At 36.3% G+C, this 23,670-nt stretch carries 21 protein-coding genes; 8 read left to right on the top strand and 13 right to left on the bottom strand.

All coding sequences use genetic code 11. The features are described 5' to 3' along the window. Positions 1–101 precede the first annotated feature (101 nt). Together P9B04_RS20455 and P9B04_RS20450 are read right to left on the bottom strand one after the other, a co-directional pair. Complete coding sequence (locus P9B04_RS20455; protein WP_342056818.1) at positions 102–1,415, bottom strand: GGDEF domain-containing response regulator; 1,314 nt, start codon at positions 1,413–1,415, stop codon at positions 102–104. 24 nt (positions 1,416–1,439) lie between these two features. Further along, positions 1,440–3,974 (bottom strand): response regulator, encoded by a 2,535-nt coding sequence (locus P9B04_RS20450; protein ID WP_342056817.1) that lies wholly within the window; start codon positions 3,972–3,974, stop codon positions 1,440–1,442. A 297-nt stretch (positions 3,975–4,271) separates the two neighbouring features. Here P9B04_RS20450 and P9B04_RS20445 point away from each other — a divergent pair, with 297 nt between their 5' ends. After that, positions 4,272–6,515 carry a CHASE2 domain-containing protein gene (locus P9B04_RS20445; RefSeq protein WP_342056816.1) on the top strand — a complete coding sequence of 748 codons (2,244 nt, stop codon included), beginning with the start codon at positions 4,272–4,274 and terminating at the stop codon, positions 6,513–6,515. 53 nt (positions 6,516–6,568) lie between these two features. After that, on the top strand, positions 6,569–7,342 hold the full coding sequence (locus P9B04_RS20440; protein WP_342056815.1) for an MBL fold metallo-hydrolase: 774 nt from the start codon (positions 6,569–6,571) through the stop codon (positions 7,340–7,342). Between the two features lie 67 nt (positions 7,343–7,409). On the opposite strand, the gene psaC is transcribed toward P9B04_RS20440, so the two are convergent. Together psaC and P9B04_RS20430 are read right to left on the bottom strand one after the other, a co-directional pair. Continuing rightward, complete coding sequence (gene psaC, locus P9B04_RS20435; protein WP_342056814.1) at positions 7,410–7,655, bottom strand: photosystem I iron-sulfur center protein PsaC; 246 nt, start codon at positions 7,653–7,655, stop codon at positions 7,410–7,412. 570 nt (positions 7,656–8,225) lie between these two features. Further along, positions 8,226–8,612 carry a hypothetical protein gene (locus P9B04_RS20430; protein ID WP_342056813.1) on the bottom strand — a complete coding sequence of 129 codons (387 nt, stop codon included), beginning with the start codon at positions 8,610–8,612 and terminating at the stop codon, positions 8,226–8,228. 319 nt (positions 8,613–8,931) lie between these two features. On the opposite strand from P9B04_RS20430, the gene P9B04_RS20425 reads away from it, so the two are divergent. From P9B04_RS20425 to P9B04_RS20410, 4 genes are all read left to right on the top strand, one after another. Next, a complete protein-coding gene (locus tag P9B04_RS20425; protein ID WP_342056812.1) occupies positions 8,932–9,216 on the top strand; it encodes an HU family DNA-binding protein in 285 nt (94 codons plus the stop codon). A gap of 16 nt (positions 9,217–9,232) precedes the next feature. Next, complete coding sequence (cobD, locus tag P9B04_RS20420) at positions 9,233–10,297, top strand: threonine-phosphate decarboxylase CobD (protein ID WP_342056811.1); 1,065 nt, start codon at positions 9,233–9,235, stop codon at positions 10,295–10,297. Positions 10,298–11,029: 732 nt separating this feature from the next. Continuing rightward, complete coding sequence (locus P9B04_RS20415) at positions 11,030–11,383, top strand: helix-turn-helix domain-containing protein (protein WP_342056810.1); 354 nt, start codon at positions 11,030–11,032, stop codon at positions 11,381–11,383. Then, the gene (locus tag P9B04_RS20410; RefSeq protein ID WP_342056819.1) at positions 11,331–12,071 is read left to right on the top strand and encodes an IS630 family transposase; all 741 of its coding nucleotides are present in this window, start codon (positions 11,331–11,333) and stop codon (positions 12,069–12,071) included. The genes P9B04_RS20415 and P9B04_RS20410 overlap by 53 nt, the downstream gene beginning before the upstream one ends. A 342-nt stretch (positions 12,072–12,413) precedes the next feature. Here P9B04_RS20410 and P9B04_RS20405 read toward each other — a convergent pair whose 3' ends face one another. Then, positions 12,414–13,454, bottom strand: coding sequence for a TIGR03032 family protein (locus P9B04_RS20405; RefSeq protein ID WP_342056809.1), 1,041 nt, complete (start codon positions 13,452–13,454; stop codon positions 12,414–12,416). Positions 13,455–13,749: 295 nt separating this feature from the next. Here P9B04_RS20405 and P9B04_RS20400 point away from each other — a divergent pair, with 295 nt between their 5' ends. Continuing rightward, positions 13,750–14,220 carry a hydrogenase maturation protease gene (locus P9B04_RS20400; protein ID WP_342056808.1) on the top strand — a complete coding sequence of 157 codons (471 nt, stop codon included), beginning with the start codon at positions 13,750–13,752 and terminating at the stop codon, positions 14,218–14,220. Positions 14,221–14,323: 103 nt separating this feature from the next. On the opposite strand, the gene P9B04_RS20395 is transcribed toward P9B04_RS20400, so the two are convergent. The 5 genes from P9B04_RS20395 to P9B04_RS20375 form a co-directional block, all read right to left on the bottom strand. After that, on the bottom strand, positions 14,324–14,914 hold the full coding sequence (locus tag P9B04_RS20395) for a type IV pilin-like G/H family protein (protein ID WP_342056807.1): 591 nt from the start codon (positions 14,912–14,914) through the stop codon (positions 14,324–14,326). A 209-nt stretch (positions 14,915–15,123) separates the two neighbouring features. Beyond that, a complete protein-coding gene (locus P9B04_RS20390; RefSeq protein ID WP_342056806.1) occupies positions 15,124–15,825 on the bottom strand; it encodes a hypothetical protein in 702 nt (233 codons plus the stop codon). Further along, positions 15,815–16,291 (bottom strand): hypothetical protein, encoded by a 477-nt coding sequence (locus P9B04_RS20385; RefSeq protein WP_342056805.1) that lies wholly within the window; start codon positions 16,289–16,291, stop codon positions 15,815–15,817. Before P9B04_RS20385 ends, P9B04_RS20390 begins: the two co-directional genes overlap by 11 nt. 3 nt (positions 16,292–16,294) lie before the next feature. Further along, positions 16,295–17,473 (bottom strand): MotA/TolQ/ExbB proton channel family protein, encoded by a 1,179-nt coding sequence (locus P9B04_RS20380; protein WP_342056804.1) that lies wholly within the window; start codon positions 17,471–17,473, stop codon positions 16,295–16,297. Between the two features lie 74 nt (positions 17,474–17,547). Further along, positions 17,548–18,969, bottom strand: coding sequence for a sensor histidine kinase (locus P9B04_RS20375; protein WP_342056803.1), 1,422 nt, complete (start codon positions 18,967–18,969; stop codon positions 17,548–17,550). A gap of 319 nt (positions 18,970–19,288) precedes the next feature. Between P9B04_RS20375 and P9B04_RS20370 the strand changes: the two genes are divergently transcribed. Further along, complete coding sequence (locus P9B04_RS20370; RefSeq protein ID WP_342056802.1) at positions 19,289–20,227, top strand: hypothetical protein; 939 nt, start codon at positions 19,289–19,291, stop codon at positions 20,225–20,227. 35 nt (positions 20,228–20,262) lie between these two features. Here the strand turns inward: P9B04_RS20370 and P9B04_RS20365 are convergent, their stop codons facing one another. From P9B04_RS20365 to P9B04_RS20355, 3 genes are all read right to left on the bottom strand, one after another. Beyond that, positions 20,263–21,177 carry a lysylphosphatidylglycerol synthase domain-containing protein gene (locus tag P9B04_RS20365; protein ID WP_342056801.1) on the bottom strand — a complete coding sequence of 305 codons (915 nt, stop codon included), beginning with the start codon at positions 21,175–21,177 and terminating at the stop codon, positions 20,263–20,265. 40 nt (positions 21,178–21,217) lie between these two features. Next, on the bottom strand, positions 21,218–22,534 hold the full coding sequence (locus P9B04_RS20360) for an AAA-like domain-containing protein (RefSeq protein ID WP_342056800.1): 1,317 nt from the start codon (positions 22,532–22,534) through the stop codon (positions 21,218–21,220). A gap of 408 nt (positions 22,535–22,942) precedes the next feature. Further along, entirely contained in the window at positions 22,943–23,584 is a 642-nt protein-coding gene (locus P9B04_RS20355) for a hypothetical protein (RefSeq protein ID WP_342056799.1), read from the bottom strand. Positions 23,585–23,670 lie beyond the last annotated feature (86 nt).

Genomic DNA, 23,670 nt, shown 5'->3' with positions numbered 1-23,670 from the left:
TTTGGCCTAAGTTTTCGCAGCGAGTGACCCCTGGCTTTTTGAGAAGATACGATAACATAACCAAAATTGAAACAGATAAGTTATTAATCAATAGATGTCTCTTAGTCATCACTTTTTGCTTGTGCTTGTTGTAGTTTTTTGTCGCACAATTCAATTAAAGTATCGGAGGTTATCTGTGCATCAACCATCGTCGTTGTCATTGCCATACTAACGGTAACATAAGAGTCCAGAGAGGAAGAACTATGGGGGAGACGAAGTTTCTCTACTTCCTCTAGCAAGGTTTTTTCCATCTTCTCAAGATTAGGAACCTCATCGGGAGGAACAACGATAGCAAACTGACTTCCTTGGTAGCGACACAGAAGAACATTAAAAGATTGTAGCCCTTGTTTAAGGGCTTGTGCTACCTGATAAAGACAGCGATTGCTTTCTATCCTACCGTAAGTTTGATTGTAGTTGGGAAATTCGTCGATCTTACAAAAAATCAGACCTAATGATTCTCCTTTTTCACCAGCTTGTTCCCATTGTTTGTTTAAATAATCATGGAAACGGCGACGATTTGCTACTTGCGTTAAGTCATCTAAAACGGCTAATCTTTGTAATTCTTCAATAGCTTGTTGTAGTTGAATATTTCTCTGTTGCAGTTCTTTTTTTAGGTATTGAATTTTTAACTGATTTTCGATTCTTGCTAATACTTCAATCACTTTAAAAGGTTTACTGATATAGTCAACTCCTCCTACAGAAAAGGCTTTAACTTTATCCCAGGATTCGTCTAAAGCACTAACAAAAATAACAGGAATATCCCTAGTGTTAGGATTTGCTTTGAGTCGTTGACACACAGTATAACCGTCTAAATCTGGCATATTAATATCCAGTAAAATGACATCTGGTAAAGCCAATGTTACAGCTTCTAGGGCGATTAAACCATTTAAAGCTTGTCTTACTTCATAACCCTGTTCTTCCAGCAAATCTGATAAAAGATTTAAGTTTTGTGGTTGATCATCTACTAAAAGAATATTGCCTTTAGAGGTTGGAGAAACGGATTGACTGGGAACCTCCTCATCCAAGGACTGATTGAGGGTTTCTAGGTCATATTCTTGGTCAATCAAGGAGTTTTGTGGCGGGGTAGGGATGGATTTTTTCTGATGACGTATCTTTTTTTCCACTACCCCTTTAAAGTTAGTTTTGGTTACTTTCTCTTCAAATACTTCCGATAAGATATGCCATAGTTTCGGAGCAATATCTTGTTTAATATACTTTGCCGAATAACCAGACTGATTGGCAATTTTCTCGTAAGTTTGACGGTTATTTTGCAGGGTGGATAAGATAATAATACGTTGTAAATCGCTAAAATAATTTTCGGTTTTAGCATAAAATAATTCTTCTGTGAATTCTAAGATAGCTTCAATGTCTTGCATAATGAGTTTTCTGGGTTAGGGATTTTAGGATTGGACAAGTTCAGCAATTTCAGTGAACTTATAATTTTGGGCTAAATTGGTCAAAGTTTCTATTAAAGTAGTATGATGCTCAGGAATTTCCTCGATCAATTTTAAAACTTGTTTGCGATTCAGTTGTTTTGCTTGTTCATAAAGTTGTTCTTTCCACTCTTCAGATAGGGTTAATAAACTTTCTACTAACACTTTACCTGAGTCTAATTCTGTTTTTTCTTCTTGTTCTATGGGGTTCAATTCTTCTTTGTTGTCAACCTCTTCATAAAGATAGGAAACTCCTAAATATTGAGCAAGTTTTTCCCAAATAATTGCCTCTGAAAAAGGTTTAGCAATAAAGTCATTACAACCTATTGCTAAAATCTGCTTTTTTTGTTCATCGAACGCACTAGCTGTAAGGGCAATAATCACTGTTGCTTTGCCATTAGGGGTAGATTTAATATATTTAGTTGCCTCATAACCATTCATGATCGGCATTCTTATATCCATTAAAATAAGGTGAGGATGCCAAGTTTGCCAACAGTTAATAGCTTCTTGTCCGTTACTCGCTTCATTCACTTCAAAACCTACTAAAGAGAGCATTTGCCTCAAAAATGAGCGACTGGAGGTGTGATCATCTACTACTAGAATACGATAAATGGGCTTATCTGGGGCTAGGGCAATTACTTTCTGAGGGGAAGTTTCATTAATAATTACTTCTGATGTAGAAGTATCAACAGGAATCATAAAAGTAACACGAGTTCCCATTCCCACTGTACTTTTAATTTCAATTTCTCCTCCCATTAATTCGATAAATTTACGACTAATGGCTAAACCTAAACCTGTTCCTTGAAATGAATTTCGTCCTGTTTCGGTTTGCTCGAAGGGAAGAAAAAGTTTATCGGTTTCATCATCTGCAATACCAACTCCTGTGTCTTCTACGTCAAACCACAATAAACAATCTTTTGAAGATATTCCCTGTTTCTCAATAGAGGTTTCCTCCTGGTTAAATCTTATCTTTAAAGCGACGGTTCCCTGTTGTGTAAACTTAATACTATTCCCCAATAAATTAATTAAAACTTGTCTCAGTTTTCCTTGATCGGTTGAAATATATTTAGGAAGAGAAGATGACCAAGAGAAGGTAAGCTGTAGTCCTTTTTCTTTGGCTTTTAGCAAAAATAAATCCTTGACTTCGTTTAAGAGACTGTATAAGTCAAAAGTTTTGGTTGTCAGCTCTATTTTTCCTGCTTCTATTTTAGCAATTTCTAAAATATCATTAATTAAAGATAAAAGATTTTCTCCACTTCTATTAATAGTTTGTATTTGTTTTTTCTGCTCAGGTTTGAGGGTACTGTCTCGATCTAATAGTTGAGCAAAACCAATTATAGCATTTAGAGGAGTGCGTAATTCGTGGCTCATATTAGCAATAAAAGCACTTTTGGCCTGACTTGCTATTTCGGCTGCTTGTTTGGCTTCTACTAAAGCAAATTGTACCTGTTTTCGTTCTAATTCTGCTCCGGCTCTAGCTGCAAAAATTTGGAAAATTGAACTCTTACTGTCATCTAGCCTAATTGGATTTTTATCTAGAATACCTAAAATTCCAATAACATCTCCAGATACATTAAATAATGGATAGATCCAATCATGTCTAACTAGTAATCCTTTTGAGGATAAGTAATCATAAACTGGTCGGTTATTCGATATTAAACACTCATAAAAATTCAAGTCACAAATATTTTCACAGTCAAATTCCTGTAAATTAATTGTGAAGGGATTTATCAAAACCTTATTACTCCAAAAAGACAAAATATTTAACTGATTTTTTGAGTATTCTATTTCCCCGATAAACCCACAAGATACATTAATAACCTCAGAAAGATTTTTTACTAAAGCGTTAAAGAAAGCATTCCCAATTTCTTTTGCAGTTCCTTGTAAAATTAATTTTAATGCTTTTTCTTTTTCTTTTCTTTCCGCAATTTCTTGTCGCATTAGTTTTGTCTTTTCAGCTATCTTTTCTTCTAATTTTTCCCGTTGTTTTTCTTCGGCAATCCTTAATCTTTCTTCTGCTTTTTTACGTTTAGTAATATCTTCGATGGTTGCCAAAATACCCACAATATTCCCTTGATGATCTCGAATAGGAATTTTGCGAGTATCGTACCACACATCTTTTTCTGATTTATATTCAACATGATATTGGGGTTCTCCCGAATCAATAACGTAACGATCTTTTGCAATATATTCTGCTACGTTAGTTGTTTTGGGGTATAAGTCGTAATCTGTTTTGCCAATTATCTCTTGGGGATGCTTAAACCCGGCGGCTTTTGCCCACTGTTGGTTACATCCTTGAAAAACAGAGTCTCGATCTTTCCAAAAGATAAGAGAGGGAATATTATCAAGTACAAGTTGAAATAAAGATACTTGGTTCTGTAATTTTTTCTGTTGTGATTCAGTGTTTAATAAAGACTCTAGATGAGCATTTTTTTGTTTAAGTTCTTTTATTTCTTGTTGAAGTTTATCAATTTGATTTGCACCAACGGGTTCTTGTTCCATTGTTAAGATAATTATTAAACTAACTGTCCTAAAGTATAATAGTTTTCTTTCTATTTTTACAGTAACTTGGAAGAGGTTGTTAATGATAATGAGATAAGCTAGTTTTCCTCTTATTTTTAGAGTTACTTGATCAAAAAATCTTTATAAAATCTTTAGATTTATTGGCTACTCATAGCAATTTCCTTATGCATAGATTACAAATTCAGACAAAAATAGTCCCCACTCCTAGAAAGTTTTTGCAACGAAGGGGATTTTTTTATTAGAATAAGCCCAAAATAATTATATAAACTTCTATATATGTGGGAAGGTTTAAAGCAGCTTTTCTGGCAAACTCGTGGCGTGTGGATTACAACCCCAACTGTAGCAGGATTGGTCATTTTATTACGGTTGGGAGGGTTATTACAGGGATGGGAATGGGATGTATTCGATTTTTATATGAAATCTCGTCCCCCCGAACCGAAAGACGATCGCATTGTCATTGTTGGTATCAACGAAAACGACTTACAACAGCGCAATGAGTCGATTATCAACGACCAAGTTTTAGCAGAATTACTTAATAAATTAAAAGACCAAAACCCGCGGGCCATCGGTTTAGATATCTATCGAGATTTACCTGTACCCCCTGGTAATGAGCAATTAGCAGAGGTATTCGAGACAACCCCCAATCTTGTGGGTATCCAAAAAGTAGCCGGTAAAGTGGGATGGGAAACCGTACCACCACCGCCTATTTTAAAAGAAAAAGGTCAAGTAGGGGCTAATGACCTAATTTTTGATGGAGACAACCGTGTGAGACGGGGGTTAATTTCCCTAGACACAGAAGAAGGAGAAACAGTTTATAGTTTTAGTCTGCATCTAGCTTTACGTTATCTTCAGCAAGAAGGTATCGAAGCAAAAACAATTCCAGGAACCGAACAATGGCAACTAGGGAAAACTCTCTTTTCACCCCTCAACCCCAATGATGGGGGTTACGTTCGCACGGATGCAGGAGGTTATCAACTATTAATTAACTATCGGGGAGGTAATGGCACCTTTGAAACCGTTTCCATGACCGATATTCTTAAAGATAGGGTTCCCTCCGACTGGGCCAGCGATCGCATCGTTATCATTGGGAAGGTAGGAGAAAGCTTCAAAGACATGTTTTTTACTCCCTACAGTAGCGGTTTAATGGGTTTTTCAGAACCCGTAGCAGGGGCAGAAATTCATGCTAACCTAGTCAGTCAGATGATTAGTGGGGCCATGGAAGATCGTCCCCTCTTCAAAACTTGGTCAGACCCCCTAGAATGGCTGTGGATAGTCTTTTGTGCAGGGACAGGGGCCACCCTAACCTGGAGGTTTCGCTATCAGCAGGGGGCTAAAAATCTCGCTTGGGTACGATGGGGAGTGATTGTAGGGGTAGGTATAGTCTTGATGGGTGGTACTTATGTTGCTTTTTTAAAAGGATGGTGGCTCCCTGTTGTTCCTGGTTTTATCGCCTTTGTGGGTTCAACCATAGCCATTACTGCATACATCGCACGAACAGCAGCGGACATTCGTAAAACCTTTGGGCGTTATCTGACAGATCAAGTGGTAGCTAACTTATTAGAAAATCCGGCTGGTTTATCTTTGGGAGGAGAACGAAAAAAGATTACTATTTTAACTTCTGATTTGCGAGGATTTACCGCTACATCTGAACGATTATCTCCTGAAGAAGTGGTAAAAATTCTTAACTTTTATTTGGGGAAAATGGCCGATGTAATTACCCATTATCAAGGAACCATTGATGAATTTATGGGAGACGGAATTTTAGTTTTATTTGGTGCGCCCACTTCCCAGGAAACCGATCCAGAAAGAGCGATCGCTTGCGCCATTGCCATGCAGTTAGCCATGAAATCGGTCAACGAACAGATGAAACAATGGAACTTACCTAAACTAGATATGGGAATTGGTATTAATACAGGGGAAGTAGTTGTGGGGAATATCGGTTCAGAAAAACGGACAAAATACGGTGTAGTTGGTTCTCAAGTTAATTTAACTTATCGGGTGGAATCTTACACCCTCGGGGGACAAATTTTGCTTTCTGAATCCACACTAAACGAAGTAGGTTCCTTGGTTATCATTGAATCCGAGAAAAAAGTGCAACCAAAGGGAGTAAAAGAACCTATTTCTATCTATGAAGTAGGAGGAATTAAAGGAGACCATAATTTATTTTTACCCAAAGAAGAAGAAAAATTTGTTAAGTTACTCGAACCTTTATTGCTAGGATATAGTGTTTTGGATGGTAAAGATGTTGCAGATACTAAATATAATGGAAAATTAGTCGCCGTATCAGAAAATGAGGGTATAATTGACTACGAACACGATGACCCTCTAGGGTTTATCTCTGGCATGACTAATATTAAATGTAACTTATTAGACAGAGAAACGTCTCAAATAATTAGTGGTGATATTTATGCTAAAGTTTTAGAAAAATTTAACACTGACAAAGGATTCTGTATACGCTTCACTGCTAAACCTCCTGATGTTGCTGAGGAACTAGAGAAACTTTATCAGAGTCTTATGTAGGTGTTTAGTAATAGTAACAACTATAAGTTAATCATAGTGTTTTAAACTATCGAATGATTCATTTACTTTTTTTGGGTTCTGGTTCAGCATTTACCGTCGGGGATGGTAACTTTCATTCTAATATATTTCTGATCACTGAAACGGGAAAAAAGCTGTTAATTGATTGCGGTTCAGATATTCGTTTTTCTTTGTATAAAGAGGGGTTTTGCCATCGAGATATTACGGATATTTATATTAGTCATTTACATTCTGATCACGCGGGGGGACTAGAATATGTGGGGTTAAGCACTAAATTTGATCCTCAATGTCATAAACCTAATCTTTATCTAAGTCACGACGTTGCTAGTGATATTTGGGAGCGTACCCTTTCAGGAGGAATGGGATCGGTTGAAGGGAATATTACCAATTTAGAAAGTTTTTTTGATGTTTATTCCGTTGATGATAACCGCTTGTTTAGTTGGGAAAATATTAACTTTGAATTGGTGAAGACTATTCATATTGATAACGGCAGTTATGTGATGCCAACCTACGGCTTATTTTTTGAGGTTGATCGCATCAAAATTTTTATAACAAGCGACACTCAATTGTGTTATGAAAACCTGAAAAATTACTACGAACAAGCGGACATAATTTTTCACGATTGTGAAACCTCAAAATATCCCACCCCTGTACACTCGCACTATAAAGAATTGGTTAAATTACCCCACCAGATTAAAAGCAAAATATGGTTATACGGTTATCAACCCGGAGAACTCCCCGATGCTAAAAAAGACGGTTTTTTTGGCTTTGTAAAAAGAGGAGATAAATTTCCAATTGGCAATAAATAAACCCACCAAATTAAAGATAATTAGGTGGGAGAAATGTCGAGAATGACAGATTTAATATGAGGTTTTTTTAGTAAGCTAATCCCATACTACGGGTAGTCTCAGCCCCAAGATAAACACGAATGCTTAAGAAATCGGTAGGACAGGCGGTTTCGCATCGCTTACAACCTACACAGTCCTCTGTACGAGGAGAAGAAGCGATTTGACCGGCTTTACAACCATCCCAGGGAACCATCTCTAAAACATCGAGGGGACAAGCGCGAACGCATTGAGTACAACCAATACAGGTATCGTAAATTTTAACTTTATGTGACATGATTTTCGGCTCCTTAACCGAGTGTTCTCCTTCGTCAAGCACTTCAAATGATAATTGATAACAGTCGAAGTTTCCCAACTGAACAAAGACTTTAAGAGGATCTTATTTGTCTATTGTGAAATATAGTTAGGCTTAAGGTTTAGTTTACCCTAGTAGTAGGGTCTACTCATACAAAATGTTATGTAACTTTAAATTATGTAACAAAATATATAATGTTTTATGAAGTGAGTTTAGTTAGCCTGAGTTCCATATCACTCACATCTTGCACCTTCGATAAGACTGGCTAGTTTGTAAGGGTTCAGCTATCAGCCATCAGCCATCAGTTGAAACATATCAATCTCTATCTTATGCTGTGAGTGAGATTAAACATAAGCTTAACGCTTTCAGCTAGGATATGAAAGCTGACTGCTGTGCGATAGCGCCGGAACGGAGTGAGGAACTGCTGACTAATTTAAGTTTTTATGTACTGGTGCAAGATATCAGTATAAGAAAATCTGTCCATTTCAGGAGTCTCAAATACGGATCATCTCGTTTAACACTGCCCTCCGAACTCCTAACACCGAACTTAGGTTAGTTAGATTGATCCAGTTGTTTAACCGAGACATCCACCACGTCAACATCGATAGTTCCTGGAGGGGTAATTCGTTGAAACTTGCCGTTTCGTACTTCTAGGGTTTCCCCGCAGTTAGGACAAGAAGAATTTGTCCCTTTGAACCCTGTAAACTCGTAGCTACACACAGGACATTGATCCTCGATCAAGTTGCGTTTAACCCACCATCGTAATAACCAGAACCCAATTATGGGAGTGATGAAGATTACCCCCAATAAAATCAAGAATCCATTAACCACCCATCCCAAGCCAAAAGAAACCAGTAATATAGCTACTAGCAGTAGATTTAAGAAACATCCCAACCCTGATCTGTTGAGCCATAGTAGTTTTGGAGAATAATTATTCATAACCCCTCTCACAGATTACGGTACTGAGCATCATAAGTCTTTCTATCTTATCGTTATCCTCTGGCTATTTGAGCAAAATGACCTCAACTTTTTTTCCCAAGAACGAATACTCTCTAACAGAAATAAAAAAAATATATATAAATTCAAGTTTCATGGGATCAATCAGGGACAATTCAGCTTAGAATAATGCAGTGAAATATCTAGCCTATGGGGATTTTGGGGATTTACATTGATTAATATATCTTGTGGTCCATTCTTTTTTAACGAGATTTGCCAAAACAACATAGGAAAGCAAACATAATACCTAGGAGATTATCCTATGAATAAGAGTGAATTAGTCGATGCAGTGGCTAATAAAGCCGAAGTTACCAAAAAACAAGCAGAAATCGTCATTAGTGCCACCATTGAAACCATAATGGAGGCAGTAGCAGGGGATGATAAGGTAACTCTAGTGGGCTTTGGGTCTTTTGAATCGCGCGATCGCAAAGCCCGGGAAGGTCGGAACCCCAAAACCAACGAAAAGATGAGCATTCCTGCCACTAAAGTCCCTGCTTTTTCGGCTGGAAAGCTATTCAAAGAACGGGTTGCACCGCCGAAAGAGTAGTCACCTCAGTCGGCAAATGAAACAACCCGTTCATGGTGGTAATTTGGTCTGGGCAGCGCAGCAAGTTGGCTGTCCAGTTTCTTCTATTTTAGATTTTTCTGCCAGTATTAATCCTCTCGGCCCACCCAAAACTGTCTTAACCGCTATAGAATCAGCTTTAAGCAGTGTTCAACACTATCCTGACCCAAACTACACAGAACTGAGAAAGGCCCTCTCACAATGGCACAAAGTCCCCTCTGAGTGGATTTTACCGGGGAATGGGGCGGCAGAATTATTGACTTGGGCGGGTCGTCAGTTGGCACAAGAGAAGCTCACTTATGTTATGGTTCCTGGATTTAAGGATTATTGGCGAAGTTTACAAGCTTATGACGCAAAAATTAGCCCTGTGTCTTTTGCCTGGCAAGTGAATGATTCTCTTGAGTGTTTCGCTAATATTAGGGAAAGCAATGCTGGTATTATTATTAATAATCCCCATAATCCTACGGGAAAACTATTTACCATAGACAGTTTATTACCTTTGTTAGAAAGGTTAAAATTAGTTGTGGTAGATGAAGCGTTCATGGATTTTGTTTCTCCCACTCAACAAGAAAGTTTAATTCCTTTGATTGCTGATTATCCTAATTTGATAATTGTGCGATCGCTGACTAAATTTTACAGTCTTCCAGGTCTGCGTTTAGGTTATGTCATTGCTCATCCTCAACGAATCAAACAATGGCAAATTTGGCGCGATCCTTGGTCGGTTAATAGTTTAGCAGTTGAGGCAGGTATTGTCGCTATAAAAGACGAGAAATTTACACAACAAACCAGAAAGTGGCTATCAGTAGCCCGTGAACAAATGTTAACAGGTTTATCAAGGATCAAAGGGTTAAAAACCATTCCCAATGAAGTAAATTTTCTTTTGGTTAAGAGTGAGATTTCTAGTGGTCGATTACAACAGGAATTATTAGAAAAATATCGAATTTTAATTAGAGATTGTTCTACTTTTGAAACATTAGGCGATCGCTATTTTCGTGTTGCAGTTCGCACTATCCCTGAGAATAATAAGTTACTCCAGGGTTTATCTGATATTTTTAATAAATAAAATATTGCAGAAAGAGTCAGGAGTCAGAATACAGGAGTCAGGAGAGAAAGGGAGTGTGTAATTCTGCTTCACAAGCAGACGAAAACAGTTTTTCTCAGGAACAATCAAAGCACTAATATTGTCGACCAAAAAGTCTCAGTCTGTGGAAACTGGTATGGCGTGGTGCAAATAACCCACCAACAACAAAACATAAAAATTCCTAACCTATATACTTTTGCTTTTTGAATTCTGCTCAGAGACACTGGGCTTTTATTATTTAGAGCTAAAACCACAAAATTAGAATTTTAGCTCTAAAAATTAATCCATTTTTGAAACAAATTAAAAATTATGGCTTTGTTCTCAATGGTATTGATATAGCAATCGGATTTGATTTGTGAAAAACGATAAGCTTACCGATAAGAAGATAAGCTTTAGGCTCTTTGATAAGTTACTAACTCCGAAAAGATATATTGATAAATTTAAAATTGAAGACTAATTTTACTAATCAATAAATATTAAAATAATATCCTAACTAATGATAGTATAATTTGGTGGAATAGAATTTTGTGGGGGAGATATCTGGAGCTAATTAGTTTACGATTGCAGAAGCTTACAAGCAACTATTTTCTTGAAAATTCATGCTATTTAAAAACAAAAAATTGTCGGAATCAAGCGGTCATAAGAGTTTTAGGGATAGTCTTCCCGACTCAGTATGATAGACTATTTAAAATACTTACCTATAATTTCTTGATAATGTTCAAAAAGTCTCTCAACCCCAATCAAATAGATGAATTAAACGATTTTATTAAACAAAGATTCGACTCAAGAGAATTAAAAAGAGCCTTAGTTGTTAAACTTTCTGAAGAGAATTATCTTTATGAGGAAATTCAAAAAATAGTCGGTGTATCATTGGGGTTTATTACTAAGTGGAAACAAGCTTTTCTTTCATCAGGCATAAAAGCTTTAAGGCTCGGTTATCAAGAAGGAATTCCTTTTTTGAATCCTGAGCAAAAATCAACAGTAATTAACTGGTTGAAGAGTAAGGCTCACTGGAATCTCAGAGAACTTCGCGCATTATATAAAAGTCAATTTTCAAATAGAATTTAAAGCGAAACGAAGTTACCATAATTTATTTAAAGAAGCGGGGATAAGTTGGAAAAAAAGCCAGAAAAAAAATCCGAAGAAAGACCCTAAACTTGTAGCTAAGAAAAAGAGAGAAATTACTCGGCTTATTCTCAACTGGCAAAAAGAAATTAGGTTGGGAAAATTGAGTGTATTTATGATAGATGAATGCCATTTATTATGGGATAATTTATGTGGTTATGTCTGGGTAAAAACTGATGAGAGAGTTGAAATTCCCATGACTAATCAACGTTCTAAGCAGACTTATTATGGAGCTTTGGATTATGGAACCAAAGAATTTTTGCTTAAACCTTATAAAAAAGCTGACTCAGAATATACAGTCGAGTTTGTTAAATATCTACAAAAACAACGACCAAACCAAAGAATTGGTCTAATTTGGGACGGAGTATCCTATCATCAATATGACAAAATAAAAGAATATCTTGAAGAAATTAATAGTGGACTTACCCAAGAAAAATGGCAAGTTACTTGTGTTTTATTTGCTCCTCATGCTCCCGAACAGAATCCTGTAGAAGATATCTGGTTAGTGGCTAAAAAAGCTATTCGAGAAAATTATTTTATTTGTGAATCTTTTAAAGATGTAAAAAAAGTATTTGTTGAAGCTATTGAAGGAAAAACATTTGATTTTCCAAAAGTCTATCTCTATGGATAGCCCAGAATGATGTCAATTTTATTACTCTACAGTATTAAATTAATAAAAATATTATTTTCCTAAAAAAATCAGAGTATTTGGTTTATTCTACTTTGATTAAACCATCAATTTAGAGTATTTATTAAAAAAATAAACTTAGTTTTTTCTATTATTATGGTGAGAAAAACTTAGGATAAGAATTTTTCTTTTTTATCGATAAGATTATCGTTTTTTATAAATCAAATCCGATTGCTATAGTAATTTGAGTGCAGCTGACTTTGATATTAGTTAATTGAGATAAAGACAAGACAAGGAATAATGATCTGTTCCCTGTTTTTCTTCTTCAAACTAAACTCATATTAGTCATTCAACTGTAATAACGCGGCGAATTTCCTCTGAGCGAAAACCAATGGCCATAGGAGTACAAAAATTGGGCAAAATAGCCACATCATATAACTCTTTTATAACCCCTTCAATCCGCAAAGAATGAACGATATCCCCTGTTTTTAAATCAATGACTAATAAGGAACATCTAGGGGTTGCTTTCTTTGTAGCTAATGTTTCGTCCAGAGGTAATCCTTGAAAAGTTTTATTGTCTCTTATTTCAGATGTTCCCACTACTGCAAAATCTTTGTATAAAGTAAAACCTCGTAAATAACCAGGACAAAAGGTAACAGGGTTAAATTTACCTGTTTCTAAATCAATAAATCCTAATTCACCGGTTCCTGAGTTTAAAATCCATAATTTTTCCCGATACCATCGAGGGGAATGAGGCATAGATAATCCATCGGCGATGATTTCATTATTGGTAATATCCATAACACACCCGCCGTTAATACGATTTTCTCGCCACCCCTCTGCCACATCGGATTGGCTTACCATTGTTACAGAATAAGGTTCTCCATTTCTCATCGCTAAACCGTTAAGATGACAACGATCTTCGGCGGCTAATTTAGAGATAAAAGGGGGTTTCCAAAGAGGTTTAAAACTATGGGTTTCGCTTACTGTTGCTAAACAACTAAACAGGGTATTAATAAAGATCGGTTTTTTATTGTTCTGAGGTACTCCAATATCATGAATATCAAGATCCCCTGTTATGTATGATAATTGGGGTAAGTAAATGGCATCATAGTTATCGTAGATTTGTCCCTTTTCCAAGGTATTTTCAAATCGCCATAGTTGATAGAGGGCACTCACATATAAACTATTACCATCAATACATAAACCCATACAACGATCTAGAGTTCGCTCAAAGACTGATAGTTTTCCATCGGGTTTTAATCCAATAAAAAATATTTTTCCTGCTTGATAAGTGGTAAAAATAAGGCTAAGTTTTTGTTCATACAGCCAAGAAGTAAATTGACGGGATGCGTTAATCTCTAAAGAGGGTATGGCTTTATTCATGTTTTGAGAGGTGTTTTAACTTGTTTAGTGGTTAATGTCCAATCCGCTTTAGAAAGTAGATAATAATCTTGAAAAGGCAGGGAAAGAAAAAATATTGCTCTACTATAATAAGCGGATTTAGTATCATTATCTTATTTTTGTGCCAAGTCGCTTATATTTTAAAATTATAGATAATAAAAATATGTGTACAACTCAATATCATACTTGGCTGTAGATTACCATAATTTTATTTTAATTTAGTTGATTAATAAATGAAATTATAATAGCTAATAATCTAATTGATAAACCATAAAAAATGTTAACAGTAATTGGTTGCGGTAATCTGAATCGATGTGATGATGCAGTGGGTGTTATTATTGCTCAGAAATTGCAAGATGTTTTTAAAAATAATAACTTATCTAATCTAAAAATTTACGATTGTGGAACTGCAGGAATGGAGGTGATGTTTCAAGCAAGAGGAAGTGAAAAACTAATTATTGTTGATGCTTGTTCGACAGATTCAGAACCAGGAACTGTGTATAAAGTGCCAGGAAAAGAATTAGAAGAATTACCCGAACCTAGCTATAGTTTACACGATTTTCGGTGGGATCATGCTTTAGGCGCAGGAAGAAAAATATTTAAAGAGGAGTTTCCTGATGATGTTACTGTCTATTTAATTGAAGCAGAAAACTTAGGATTAGGATTAGAAATTAGTCCCAGTTTAAAAGATTCTGTTGATAAAGTAATTAATTCGATAAAAAAGGAAATTGATGATTTCTGCTTTTAGTTGAATACCAAGTCTCGGTACTTATTTCTCACGCCCTATTTTTTCATTAAATAAACTACCCCATCCGTCTTGCTGTGGGGTAGTTGATGATTCTTTCTCGTTTCTACTTTGAAACTGGAACAGTAGAATCTGCACAACTTAACGATAGCTCACTGCTATCCTCCTTCGCGGACGCAACTCGGGGATCTGCTGGTCTCCTGCGCCCTGTTTGTCTGGTTTCACAGATAATAGTGACGATTTCTCCTTTGATAGTCTCATCATCTTTTTTATTTTCAGGAGACTTAATGAAAACTCCCCCAACGTAAGCCTTAAGTTGGTCAGCTATGGGCGTTTTGGCTGGTAGAACGTAAATGTAAGCCCCTTGAAAACTGGTGCGAACGGCATAATTAAAGCTAGAAGGCAAAGTTAGGTCATTATCCTTGGCTATGTCATCAATAACAACCTGAAACTTGCCATTTTCTTTGTAATAGGACTGTTGTGCTTCAGTCATCTTGGTGATTATTTCTAAGGCGGTTGCTTGCGCTTGTTCCACCTGTTCCTGTTCGCTCACTACCTCCTGTTGCTGAACTTCCTGTTGATCAACTTCCTCTTGCGCTTGGGTTTTAACAGCGATTCCCACCAAACTCGTTCCTAAGAGCAAACTGGCGAAAGTTCCAGTCAGCCATCTCTGTTGCTTTGTTAATGTTTGGATCATGGGTTGCTCTCCTCATTCAGATTATTTGTCCAATGGCTTGGGTTACTCTATAAAAGCATACAAAAGTAAAAAATCTGCTAACACCAAACTTGTATACAAAAGACCTCTTGTAAAAGTGAGCAGACAAACCATTAAAAATCAGCAGACTAAAATGGTTCAGCTAACGACTAAAAGCTAAACTCACTATTTATTAAATATCATAATATTTTTTACTGTACCCCAACTGTTCTTCCATTAGAACCAAAAACAATAGGCGTTTCTTGTTTTAAAGGTTCCCAACCCACATTATAACCTGCTTTCCATGCTTGTTTTCTCGCTGCTCGAAAGGCAGAAAAACTATCGGGACGTACTAAAAAAGCTAAATAATTGGTCTTAGGATCGAACTTTTCTAATATTTCATTATAGTCTGAATCTGTTTGAGCAATTGTTTTGTAAGATTCTCCTGTTTCGGGGGTTAAGGGTTCGTAAATGAGTGCATCAGCACCATAAAATGTTACTTGATAATTTTCTGTTTGTCCCTTAAATTGCCGAAAACTTTGTACGGTTTGTCTACGACAATTTTCGTATTCTTGAACTCGATTTAGATAAAATTGATAATTGTAATTGTCTAAGTCACGGGGAATTTCGGGAACAGAACATTCGGGTAAGTTTCGGTTTAAAAGGGCAATTTGACGGTCTATTTCTTCATCGTCAATATAAGATATTTTGTTGTTTCTGATTTCAAAGAATCGAGGTTTTTTATCAGTATTAGAAACTAAAGGGGTTGTAACAATGGTACTCGACTCCACTGCAACAACGGTAATAAATAAACTAATAAACATTAATACCCCGACGGTATTAGTAAGAATATCGAGAAAAGAATCTAGGTTTTGATTAGGGGAGGTTAGATGACGATATCTTCTAGTTCTCATTGTTGTTTACTTCTTCTATTTTTAGTGTCCAATCTTCATCAATGGGTTCATATCCAATATCAATCCCCTGTTTTTCTACTATGTCTCTAACTTGTTGAAACACATCGATTCCTTGGGGACGAAGAACAACAATTAAATACTGTTTATCTTTGTTTTTTTGGACTTCTCTAATTAATTGATTTAGAGGCGATCGCTGGTTATTAATGTCGGATTTGGGTACAAAAACTTTACTAGGATGTAGTAAAACTCCATCCTCTCGACATTCTATGTATTTGGGTATTTTACCTTGATTTTCTCCAGTGGTTTCTTGTTTAGCAATAATGGTGATTGCTCGCTCATTTTTTAGTAGTTGGGTGGTTAAAACAATGATTAACAAAATAAGCGTACCAATGGTACAAGCCAAAATAGAAAGAAAGGGAAATAATTCCACTTCTAGGGGTTTTTTAGCAAAAGGACGACGACGCATGAGTTAAAGTTCTTCAGAGTCGGTAAAGGTAATTAAACGGGGTTTACTTAATTTTTCTAGGATAGGTTGGATCTGTTTGATTTCGGTAATCATAGACCTAGAAAGCTCTCGGTTAACGTTTAATTGTTGGTCTAGAGTTTCTAGAAATTTACTTTTTTCTTCGAGACTCATATTATTAATTTGTTCGATTTGTTCGATTAAGTTACCGCTCAGTTGTTGCAGTCTTTCAATTTCTAAAATAAAGCTTTGAGAAAAATTTTCTGCTGCTTGTTTAGCATAAATTTGTGCTGGTTCAATTAACGCTTCGGGGTTGGGTAAATATTCTTGAAAAGCTTGACTAACGGATCGCTTAATGCCTTCATAGTCTAAGTTTTCGCTTTTTTCTCTGAGGCGTGGTAAAACTAAATCATTGATATAAATATCGATTTTCAGGAGTAAACGGGATTCCATCCTTTCTACTAAAACTAGAGGAATCATCACCAAAACACTCAATAATAAAGCTAATAAAGTAGTGTCAAAAGCTACTGCTAAACCACTGGTAACAGTACCGATACCTTCTTTAATTTGTTCGATTTCTCCTGCTTGTTCTAGGAAGCTAGAAAAACCGTTTACCGCTTGACTAATTCCGATAACTGTCCCAATAAATCCCAGTAAAGGAATTGCCCAAACCAGAACACGGGGAAAGCTATAGGACGCATCCGTTGCACTTAGATAAAATGTGGAATCATCTAAGGCTAATTCCGAGGCAATTTTACGGCTGCCTGATTGGATATAAGCGGACAAAATACGACTACAACGAATAGGTAAAAGTTGATTGTGTTTGGTTAGATTGTTTTGTAAGGTCAATAAATCTCGGGATCTGGGATTATCAAAAGTGACAGTTTGGGGAACCCAAGAACGACGTAAGGATAAAGATTCTTGTTGCAGTTTAATTAGTTTAATTACTGTTAAACAAATCACAAAACAAGCCAAATAAATGACCAAAAACTGGGTAAATCCTCTTTCGTACAAAAGAATGCCAATAAAAGTCGGTCTTAAGAATAATAAAGTTAGAGTGTAAATGGCAATAAATAGTAATACAGCCATCAGAGATATCAACCAGAAATTAACCTCTAATTTCTGACGTTCAGCATCTCCTGATATTAATATATATTTGTTAGGTTCTTTGGTTGGGGTTTTCATCCTCAATTACTTGTGAAAATAGGGAGCAGAGAATGACTTAAAGTTATCACAAATATTAAAATAATTGAACCAAATCACAACACAGGGAAAAGAATAGTAAAAGTTGTGCCTTGATTGGGTTTTGAAATAACCTTAATGGTTCCCCCCATCCCTTCTACAAGAGTTTTGACGATAGATAAACCTAGTCCGGTTCCCCCAACGTTACGACTTCTAGCTTCATCTACCCGATAAAACCGCTCAAAAATGCGAGTTTGATGCGCTAGAGGAATACCTACACCCCGATCGCAGACTTGTATATTAGCTTGTTGTTTTTCTTGACTAAGTTGGATAACAATAGGTTCGGGGGAATGTGAATATTTAACAGCATTATCGATTAAATTCAAAAATACTTGTTTGAGGCGATTTTTGTCCCCTTTTATTTTCACTGATTCATTCGGGAGAGAAATTTCGACGGGAATAGGATATTGATGCACCATCCCTTCAATTTCTCCTAATAACTCGTTGAGAACAATGGTTTCTAGATGAAAATACATCCGTCCATTTTCGGCCCTAGCTAAATCGAGTAAATCTTGTAGTAGTTGAATAGTGCGATCGGCCTCTGATGAAGCGGTTTCTAGAGCTTCTTTTTGGATATCGGTTAAATTATTACCTCTGCGTAGGGTACTTTGTAAGTAACCAGAAACCACCGTCAAAGGGGTGCGTAACTCATGGGAAACGTTGCTAACTAACTGACGTTGATCTTCCCAAGCGTTAGAAAGACGAGTGAGGGTGGTTTGTAAGGTGTTTGCTAATTCTTTGACCTCACTGGGAGCATTTTCTAGTTCAAGTTGCACTTGTCCCAAGGTTTCAGGAGAAATATCCTTTGTTGTCTTACTCATGCGCTTTAGGGGTTGTAAAGCAGTTTGAATGTACCAAGCGATGGACCCCGTCATCAAGATGGTTGCAATGATACTCACCATCAACAGACTGCGCATCACCCCCCAAAACATCATTTGGTCTTTGGTGATGTCTTGAGCAATATGAAAGTCTCCTAGATCCACCCCTTTAACTACCAATCTTGTGGAGCATAATACCCAATAGCGATCGCCAATTTTTCTGAATTCTGGTTGCGACGCAATATCTGTTAAAGAGAGAAGATTTTTTCCTCTCATTCCCATTTTTAAAGCTTCAGACTGAGCTGTTAATTCTCCTTGGGTATCTCTTACCCATAATAGGGTTTGGGAGTTAGAGAGGTTATCGATCGCTTTTTGGGTTCCTTCCTCCAAAGACACCATATCGCTGTAGATTTCTACGTCGGAGGGGAAGCGATCTGCGATGTAGTGTGTGTTATTCTTATGAGCAACAACCAAAATGTTTTGCATTTGCCAACAGACTCCCATTCCTACCACACCCAGTCCTAAAATAGACATAGACGCAATACCAAGGGTGAGTCGAACTCGTAGAGAAGCTAGATTAGACAGTTGTTTCACATTGGGGAGAGATTTGATTAGGAACATGGTGGACAATCGATGATAAGTCTATTTTATCTTGTCACGCTTAACTAAAAGATAAATGATAGAATCCTGAGTTTTAGCTGAAAACACAGATGCGCTCGCACTTTAGAGAGATAAACTGTTGTGCATTTAAAAAACTTATTGGGAATTTCAGTACAAACTCTCCCTGCTCCCTACTCTCCCTGCTTCCTGCTCCCTTGCCGCCTCAAATAGCGATTTAAATACTTAATAGCTTAGCGGATGGATCAGGGTTTTTGATACTATTTTGACAAGAGAGTTAATGTTCTCAGTTCGATTATTGTTACACACTACACACAAAACAATGCCAGAACCATTTAGATTTAGCAGTGGTCATCTCGCCTATACGGTACAGGATTTAATCGGAATTTGTCATCAGTCCCCCCAAGAAGTTATATATTATTTGAAAAGGGGGGATTTTGAGAAATGGTTAAGTTATATTGGTGAAACAGCGATCGCTAAAAAAGTAGAAGAAGTTAGCAAACTATCAGTAACGGAAGAAGAACAGTTAAAGCAGTTTATCAAAGTTCTACAACCCCCTGAACCGGAAGAAACTCCCCCTACTCCTTCCCCAGAAAATACTATTTCTGAAACTTCTACTACTATCAACAAACCCAACGAAGATACTTCTACAACAGAGGTCAACAGTGTAAATTCTGAGGATGAAACAACAGAAGAAATAGGAGATAGTACCCCAGATATTTCTGAAACTTCCGAAGTTAAAGAGACTTCTGTTGTAGCAAATGAAAACGATTCTGAATCTTCTACTACCACAACAGAATCTAAGCAGGATAGTTCCACCGCAGAGGTAAATAATATAGATTCTGAGGATGAAAAAATAGAAGATAGTACCCCAGATGTTTCTGAAACTTCCGAAGTGAAAGAAACTCCTGTTGTAGCAAATGAAAACAATTCTGAATCTTCTACCACCACAACGGAATCTGAGCAAGATACTTCCGCAGCAGAGGTAAATAATGTAGATTCTGAGTATGAAATAACACAAAAAATAGAAGATAGTAACCTAGAGATTTCCGAAACTTCCGAAGTGAAAGAAACTCCTGTTGTAGCAACTGAAACTAAGAGCAAACAGTCAATACAAACTGTTGCTAAACCTGAACATAAGGAGAAACTAGAAGAATCAGTTGCCTCAGTGAATAAACATTCTCACGAAAGCACTAAGTCTAAGAATCCCTTTGCTAGAGCATACGAAGACTTTGTCTCTCGCTATATCAGCAAGAATTAATTAGTTGTCTAAAATGGTTAGGGGATAATTATCTCCTAACTTTTAAACCCCCAATAACCTATTCCTGCTCCTATAATCTCGGCTAAAATACTAATAATTCTAAAAATAGCAATAGTCGTTAAAACAATTTCGATAGGTAAAGATGATGTTTCTAATAAAGCGATAATTGTTGCTTCAAAAACGCCTAATCCTCCAGGCGCACCAGGAATAACTAAACCCAGTAACCAAGCAAAACTAAAAGCACTTATAATAATGGGTATTTGTTGGAAAGAAAGCGAAATAAATGCCATTAAAGCTAAAATAAACCCCAATCCTCTTAATAGTAAAAATATAATTTCACCAATTAAAATTACACCAGGATATTTATCTAAGTAAACTGTTGAGTTTTCTTTATTGTCTTTTGATTTTATTGCTTTTACAAAGCGAATGATTTGATTAATAATTATTGGGTGAATCCCCACTAAAATGCTAACTAAGAAAAATCCTTGTAAGAATAATATATTCAAGTTTTTCGTAGTTTCAATCAAGCCAATACTATGACTTAATAAAGCAATCAGCAAAGCAGATGCTGCCATTAACAATGGTTCCAACAACACACTAAAACTAGCAATAGAAATAGGAATATTTTGTTCGTAAATAGCAGAAATTCTTCCATAAAAATGTCCAATATTTCCAGGTAAATACTTATAAATATTGGTTACTAAATATATTTTGAATCCCCATACATAAGGGAAAGACTGTTTAAATAATTGTAATATTTTTATCCAGACAAAAGCAGACCAAATATGTGCCAATAAAGTTATAACTAAACTTGATAATAAGAATATCCAGCCTTGAAAATTAATTTTCACTTCGGTTATAGCTTGCCAATTATTTCTAAAAGTAGAAACAATGAAGAATAAAGTAACACCTAGTATTATCCATTTTAGATAAGCTTTAATTAATTTCATAATATAACATTTCTCTCACTCATCAGGCAGACCTCATATTTTAGTTTTCTAGTAAATTAGCAAAGTATAAACAGTAAAGTTGACAACTGGGAGATACTTTTTTGCCTTGTAGTTTAACCAATCCCATACTAGCTAATTTATAAGCAGTAATTGTTTCCAACTCGATAGGTTTTTCCGACTTTATAACTTTATTAAAATCTGATTTTAACGCAGGATGTTCGTTTAAGGTAATTAGATGATTTTGCAGATGATAATGATAGATCCCAGTGGGAGTAGCGGCTTCATCTAATAGTTGTTTCATGGTTATCTGATCCGCATATAAATGATAAAGAGCTAGACGAATTAAATAAGGATGTCCCCCCACCATTTCCATTAAATTTTTTAAGGGTTCGTTCCCATTTTTATCAATAATATCTGAAAGATTATGTAAATCTGCCAAAGCTTGAACTTGTTCTAAACTAAATTCGGGTAATTGAATAGGAACACCGACGTTAAAAGGAGATTGCTGTAATTCTAGAGGGATATAAATTTCGGTAGAATGAACGATAATTAAGCGCAAATTCTGCCAAATATCAATATTATTCCCTTCTTCATGCCAAAAACGTAAGAGCGGCAAAAATTCCTGAGCGATCTGTTCATATTCAAAAAGATGATTAACTTCGTCTATAGCTAAAACTAAGGGATTATCAAGGGATTCGAGAATATACCCTTGTAAATAAGCAGTACAGCTAACCTTACTCCCTAATTCTTCATCCCAATAGTCATCCAGTTTGGGATCTTTATCTAACTGATGGGCAATATTAGCACAAATCCAACGCAGAAACGGATCTAAATGGGTAAATAAGGTGTTATCTGCTTGTTGTAAGTTTAAGCGCACTCTATGATATTTATTGTCCTTTGAAAATTCCAAAATTCTCAACATTAAAGACGTTTTTCCCATTTTAGAGGGTGCTTTTATACGCAATAAGGCTGCTGGTTTGATAATTTCTGCATAAGCACGATGTTCGATAGGAAGACGCTCTATATATAATGGTGAATTAAGTGGAACTACACCATCAGGGAAGGGCAGTTGAGATAAGGAACTTACGGATAGGACTGGTGTTTTGTTGAGACATTGTCTCAAGACTGTCTGAAAGTTACTTTTTGTTATCTTCACCCCTAAAGTTTCTGACAATAGTTGCCAGAGTCGAGAACCAACAACCCTTATATAGTCGGGATCATAGCCGTTTTCTTCCGCAATCATTTGATAGGTTTTCCCTAACCAACACTGACGAAATACCAACCATTGAAGATCGTTAACACAGTTAGGTTTTAGGATAGTTTCTAGGAGGGTAAAGGCTTCTTCATCAGATAGCATTTTTGAGTATATTGAGAATAGATCACATTTTATTCTATTTTCTCACAGACAAGTTATTTATTAATTTATAAACTATTGTGGAAGGTTAAAAGCTGTTTGTTTTCCTCTTTAGCTGCTACTTTTTTAAATGAGTAGGGCAACTGTTAAATTACAAATTACATCTTCTCACTGATTTCGCTGTTGTATCACACAATGCATCGAGGTTAGGACAGTGACTGCATTTTCTGCTCCACTTTTGTTGTTTCTGTTTACCGTAGTTTATCTGTCCTAACTATTTTTTATATTGATGTAGTAAAAGATAACTGCTGTCTCCTGGGTGCTGCCTAAAAGATAGGAAGTTCATAATCTCTCTAAATTAAACTTCTATCCAAAAAACCCACTTGCGAAAAATAAGGGATTGCGGAAGGGCTAAAAAACGATTTCGTGTTTTAGCTGGTTAAATAGCAATCGGGTAGCGTAAAAGGTTAACCGAATAATAGCATCTTTGCCCTTAGCCTGTTTTTTTTCCTTCATGGTGTCCCACTTTGCTCCTAATTTCCTTCCTATTTCTGTGTCCAACCTACGGGGGGGTGATGGGCAAATTCTGGACATACACCAGATATAAAAGTGCGATCGCATCATACGAGAGTTAAACCACCTTAAGCTTTCTTTGTCTCCTGATTGCTCAATACGGCGAGATAAGCCTAAATAAGACTGAAATTGCTGTAAACTGCGATGTCTTTTTTGTTTACCATTATTTCGAGTTTCAACCCATTCAGTTACGGGAAATCCGTTAACCAAGAACTTTTCAAAAGGATAAACCTTACTTAGAACTAAGCTTTCCATTCCTATTCCCCAGTTAAATTCAGAAAAAGCTTTTCTGTAAGGGGTAAAGCAATCTTGCTCTAATGCGTCCCACAGCATCCGTTCTGTTTCAATACGACGGCGTTCTAGATCGTGTATAGCTAAAGCGTGATCTACAGAATAATTTGATATATCAATTCCCAAACTATTAGCAATAGAATTGTTGTAATGGTTTACCCGTTTGCCGTGATTATTTTTGCCAATCAACCATTTAATAATAGGTGTGTAACCTTCTTTGTGTGACGACTCCCGACACTGAACGGAGTACCGTTACAGTGCGGGCTTCTCCAAGC

This window comes from Crocosphaera sp. Alani8 (assembly GCF_038442745.1).
GTDB lineage: Bacteria > Cyanobacteriota > Cyanobacteriia > Cyanobacteriales > Microcystaceae > Crocosphaera.
This window is presented reverse-complemented; position numbering and strand designations above follow the sequence as displayed.

Excerpts from the sequence above, each read along its gene's own strand:
- P9B04_RS20415 (WP_342056810.1), top strand. The coding sequence starts at position 11,030 with ATGTTCAAAAAGTCTCTCAACCCCAATCAAATAGATGAATTAAACGAT.
- P9B04_RS20385 (WP_342056805.1), bottom strand. The coding sequence starts at position 16,291 with ATGCGTCGTCGTCCTTTTGCTAAAAAACCCCTAGAAGTGGAATTATTT.
- P9B04_RS20365 (WP_342056801.1), bottom strand. The coding sequence starts at position 21,177 with ATGAAATTAATTAAAGCTTATCTAAAATGGATAATACTAGGTGTTACT.
- P9B04_RS20370 (WP_342056802.1), top strand. The coding sequence starts at position 19,289 with ATGCCAGAACCATTTAGATTTAGCAGTGGTCATCTCGCCTATACGGTA.
- P9B04_RS20395 (WP_342056807.1), bottom strand. The coding sequence starts at position 14,914 with ATGATCCAAACATTAACAAAGCAACAGAGATGGCTGACTGGAACTTTC.
- cobD (WP_342056811.1), top strand. The coding sequence starts at position 9,233 with ATGAAACAACCCGTTCATGGTGGTAATTTGGTCTGGGCAGCGCAGCAA.
- P9B04_RS20440 (WP_342056815.1), top strand. The coding sequence starts at position 6,569 with ATGATTCATTTACTTTTTTTGGGTTCTGGTTCAGCATTTACCGTCGGG.
- P9B04_RS20425 (WP_342056812.1), top strand. The coding sequence starts at position 8,932 with ATGAATAAGAGTGAATTAGTCGATGCAGTGGCTAATAAAGCCGAAGTT.
- P9B04_RS20390 (WP_342056806.1), bottom strand. The coding sequence starts at position 15,825 with ATGAGAACTAGAAGATATCGTCATCTAACCTCCCCTAATCAAAACCTA.
- P9B04_RS20400 (WP_342056808.1), top strand. The coding sequence starts at position 13,750 with ATGTTAACAGTAATTGGTTGCGGTAATCTGAATCGATGTGATGATGCA.
- P9B04_RS20405 (WP_342056809.1), bottom strand. The coding sequence starts at position 13,454 with ATGAATAAAGCCATACCCTCTTTAGAGATTAACGCATCCCGTCAATTT.
- P9B04_RS20360 (WP_342056800.1), bottom strand. The coding sequence starts at position 22,534 with ATGCTATCTGATGAAGAAGCCTTTACCCTCCTAGAAACTATCCTAAAA.
- P9B04_RS20375 (WP_342056803.1), bottom strand. The coding sequence starts at position 18,969 with ATGTTCCTAATCAAATCTCTCCCCAATGTGAAACAACTGTCTAATCTA.
- P9B04_RS20380 (WP_342056804.1), bottom strand. The coding sequence starts at position 17,473 with ATGAAAACCCCAACCAAAGAACCTAACAAATATATATTAATATCAGGA.
- psaC (WP_342056814.1), bottom strand. The coding sequence starts at position 7,655 with ATGTCACATAAAGTTAAAATTTACGATACCTGTATTGGTTGTACTCAA.
- P9B04_RS20445 (WP_342056816.1), top strand. The coding sequence starts at position 4,272 with ATGTGGGAAGGTTTAAAGCAGCTTTTCTGGCAAACTCGTGGCGTGTGG.
- P9B04_RS20430 (WP_342056813.1), bottom strand. The coding sequence starts at position 8,612 with ATGAATAATTATTCTCCAAAACTACTATGGCTCAACAGATCAGGGTTG.
- P9B04_RS20450 (WP_342056817.1), bottom strand. The coding sequence starts at position 3,974 with ATGGAACAAGAACCCGTTGGTGCAAATCAAATTGATAAACTTCAACAA.
- P9B04_RS20455 (WP_342056818.1), bottom strand. The coding sequence starts at position 1,415 with ATGCAAGACATTGAAGCTATCTTAGAATTCACAGAAGAATTATTTTAT.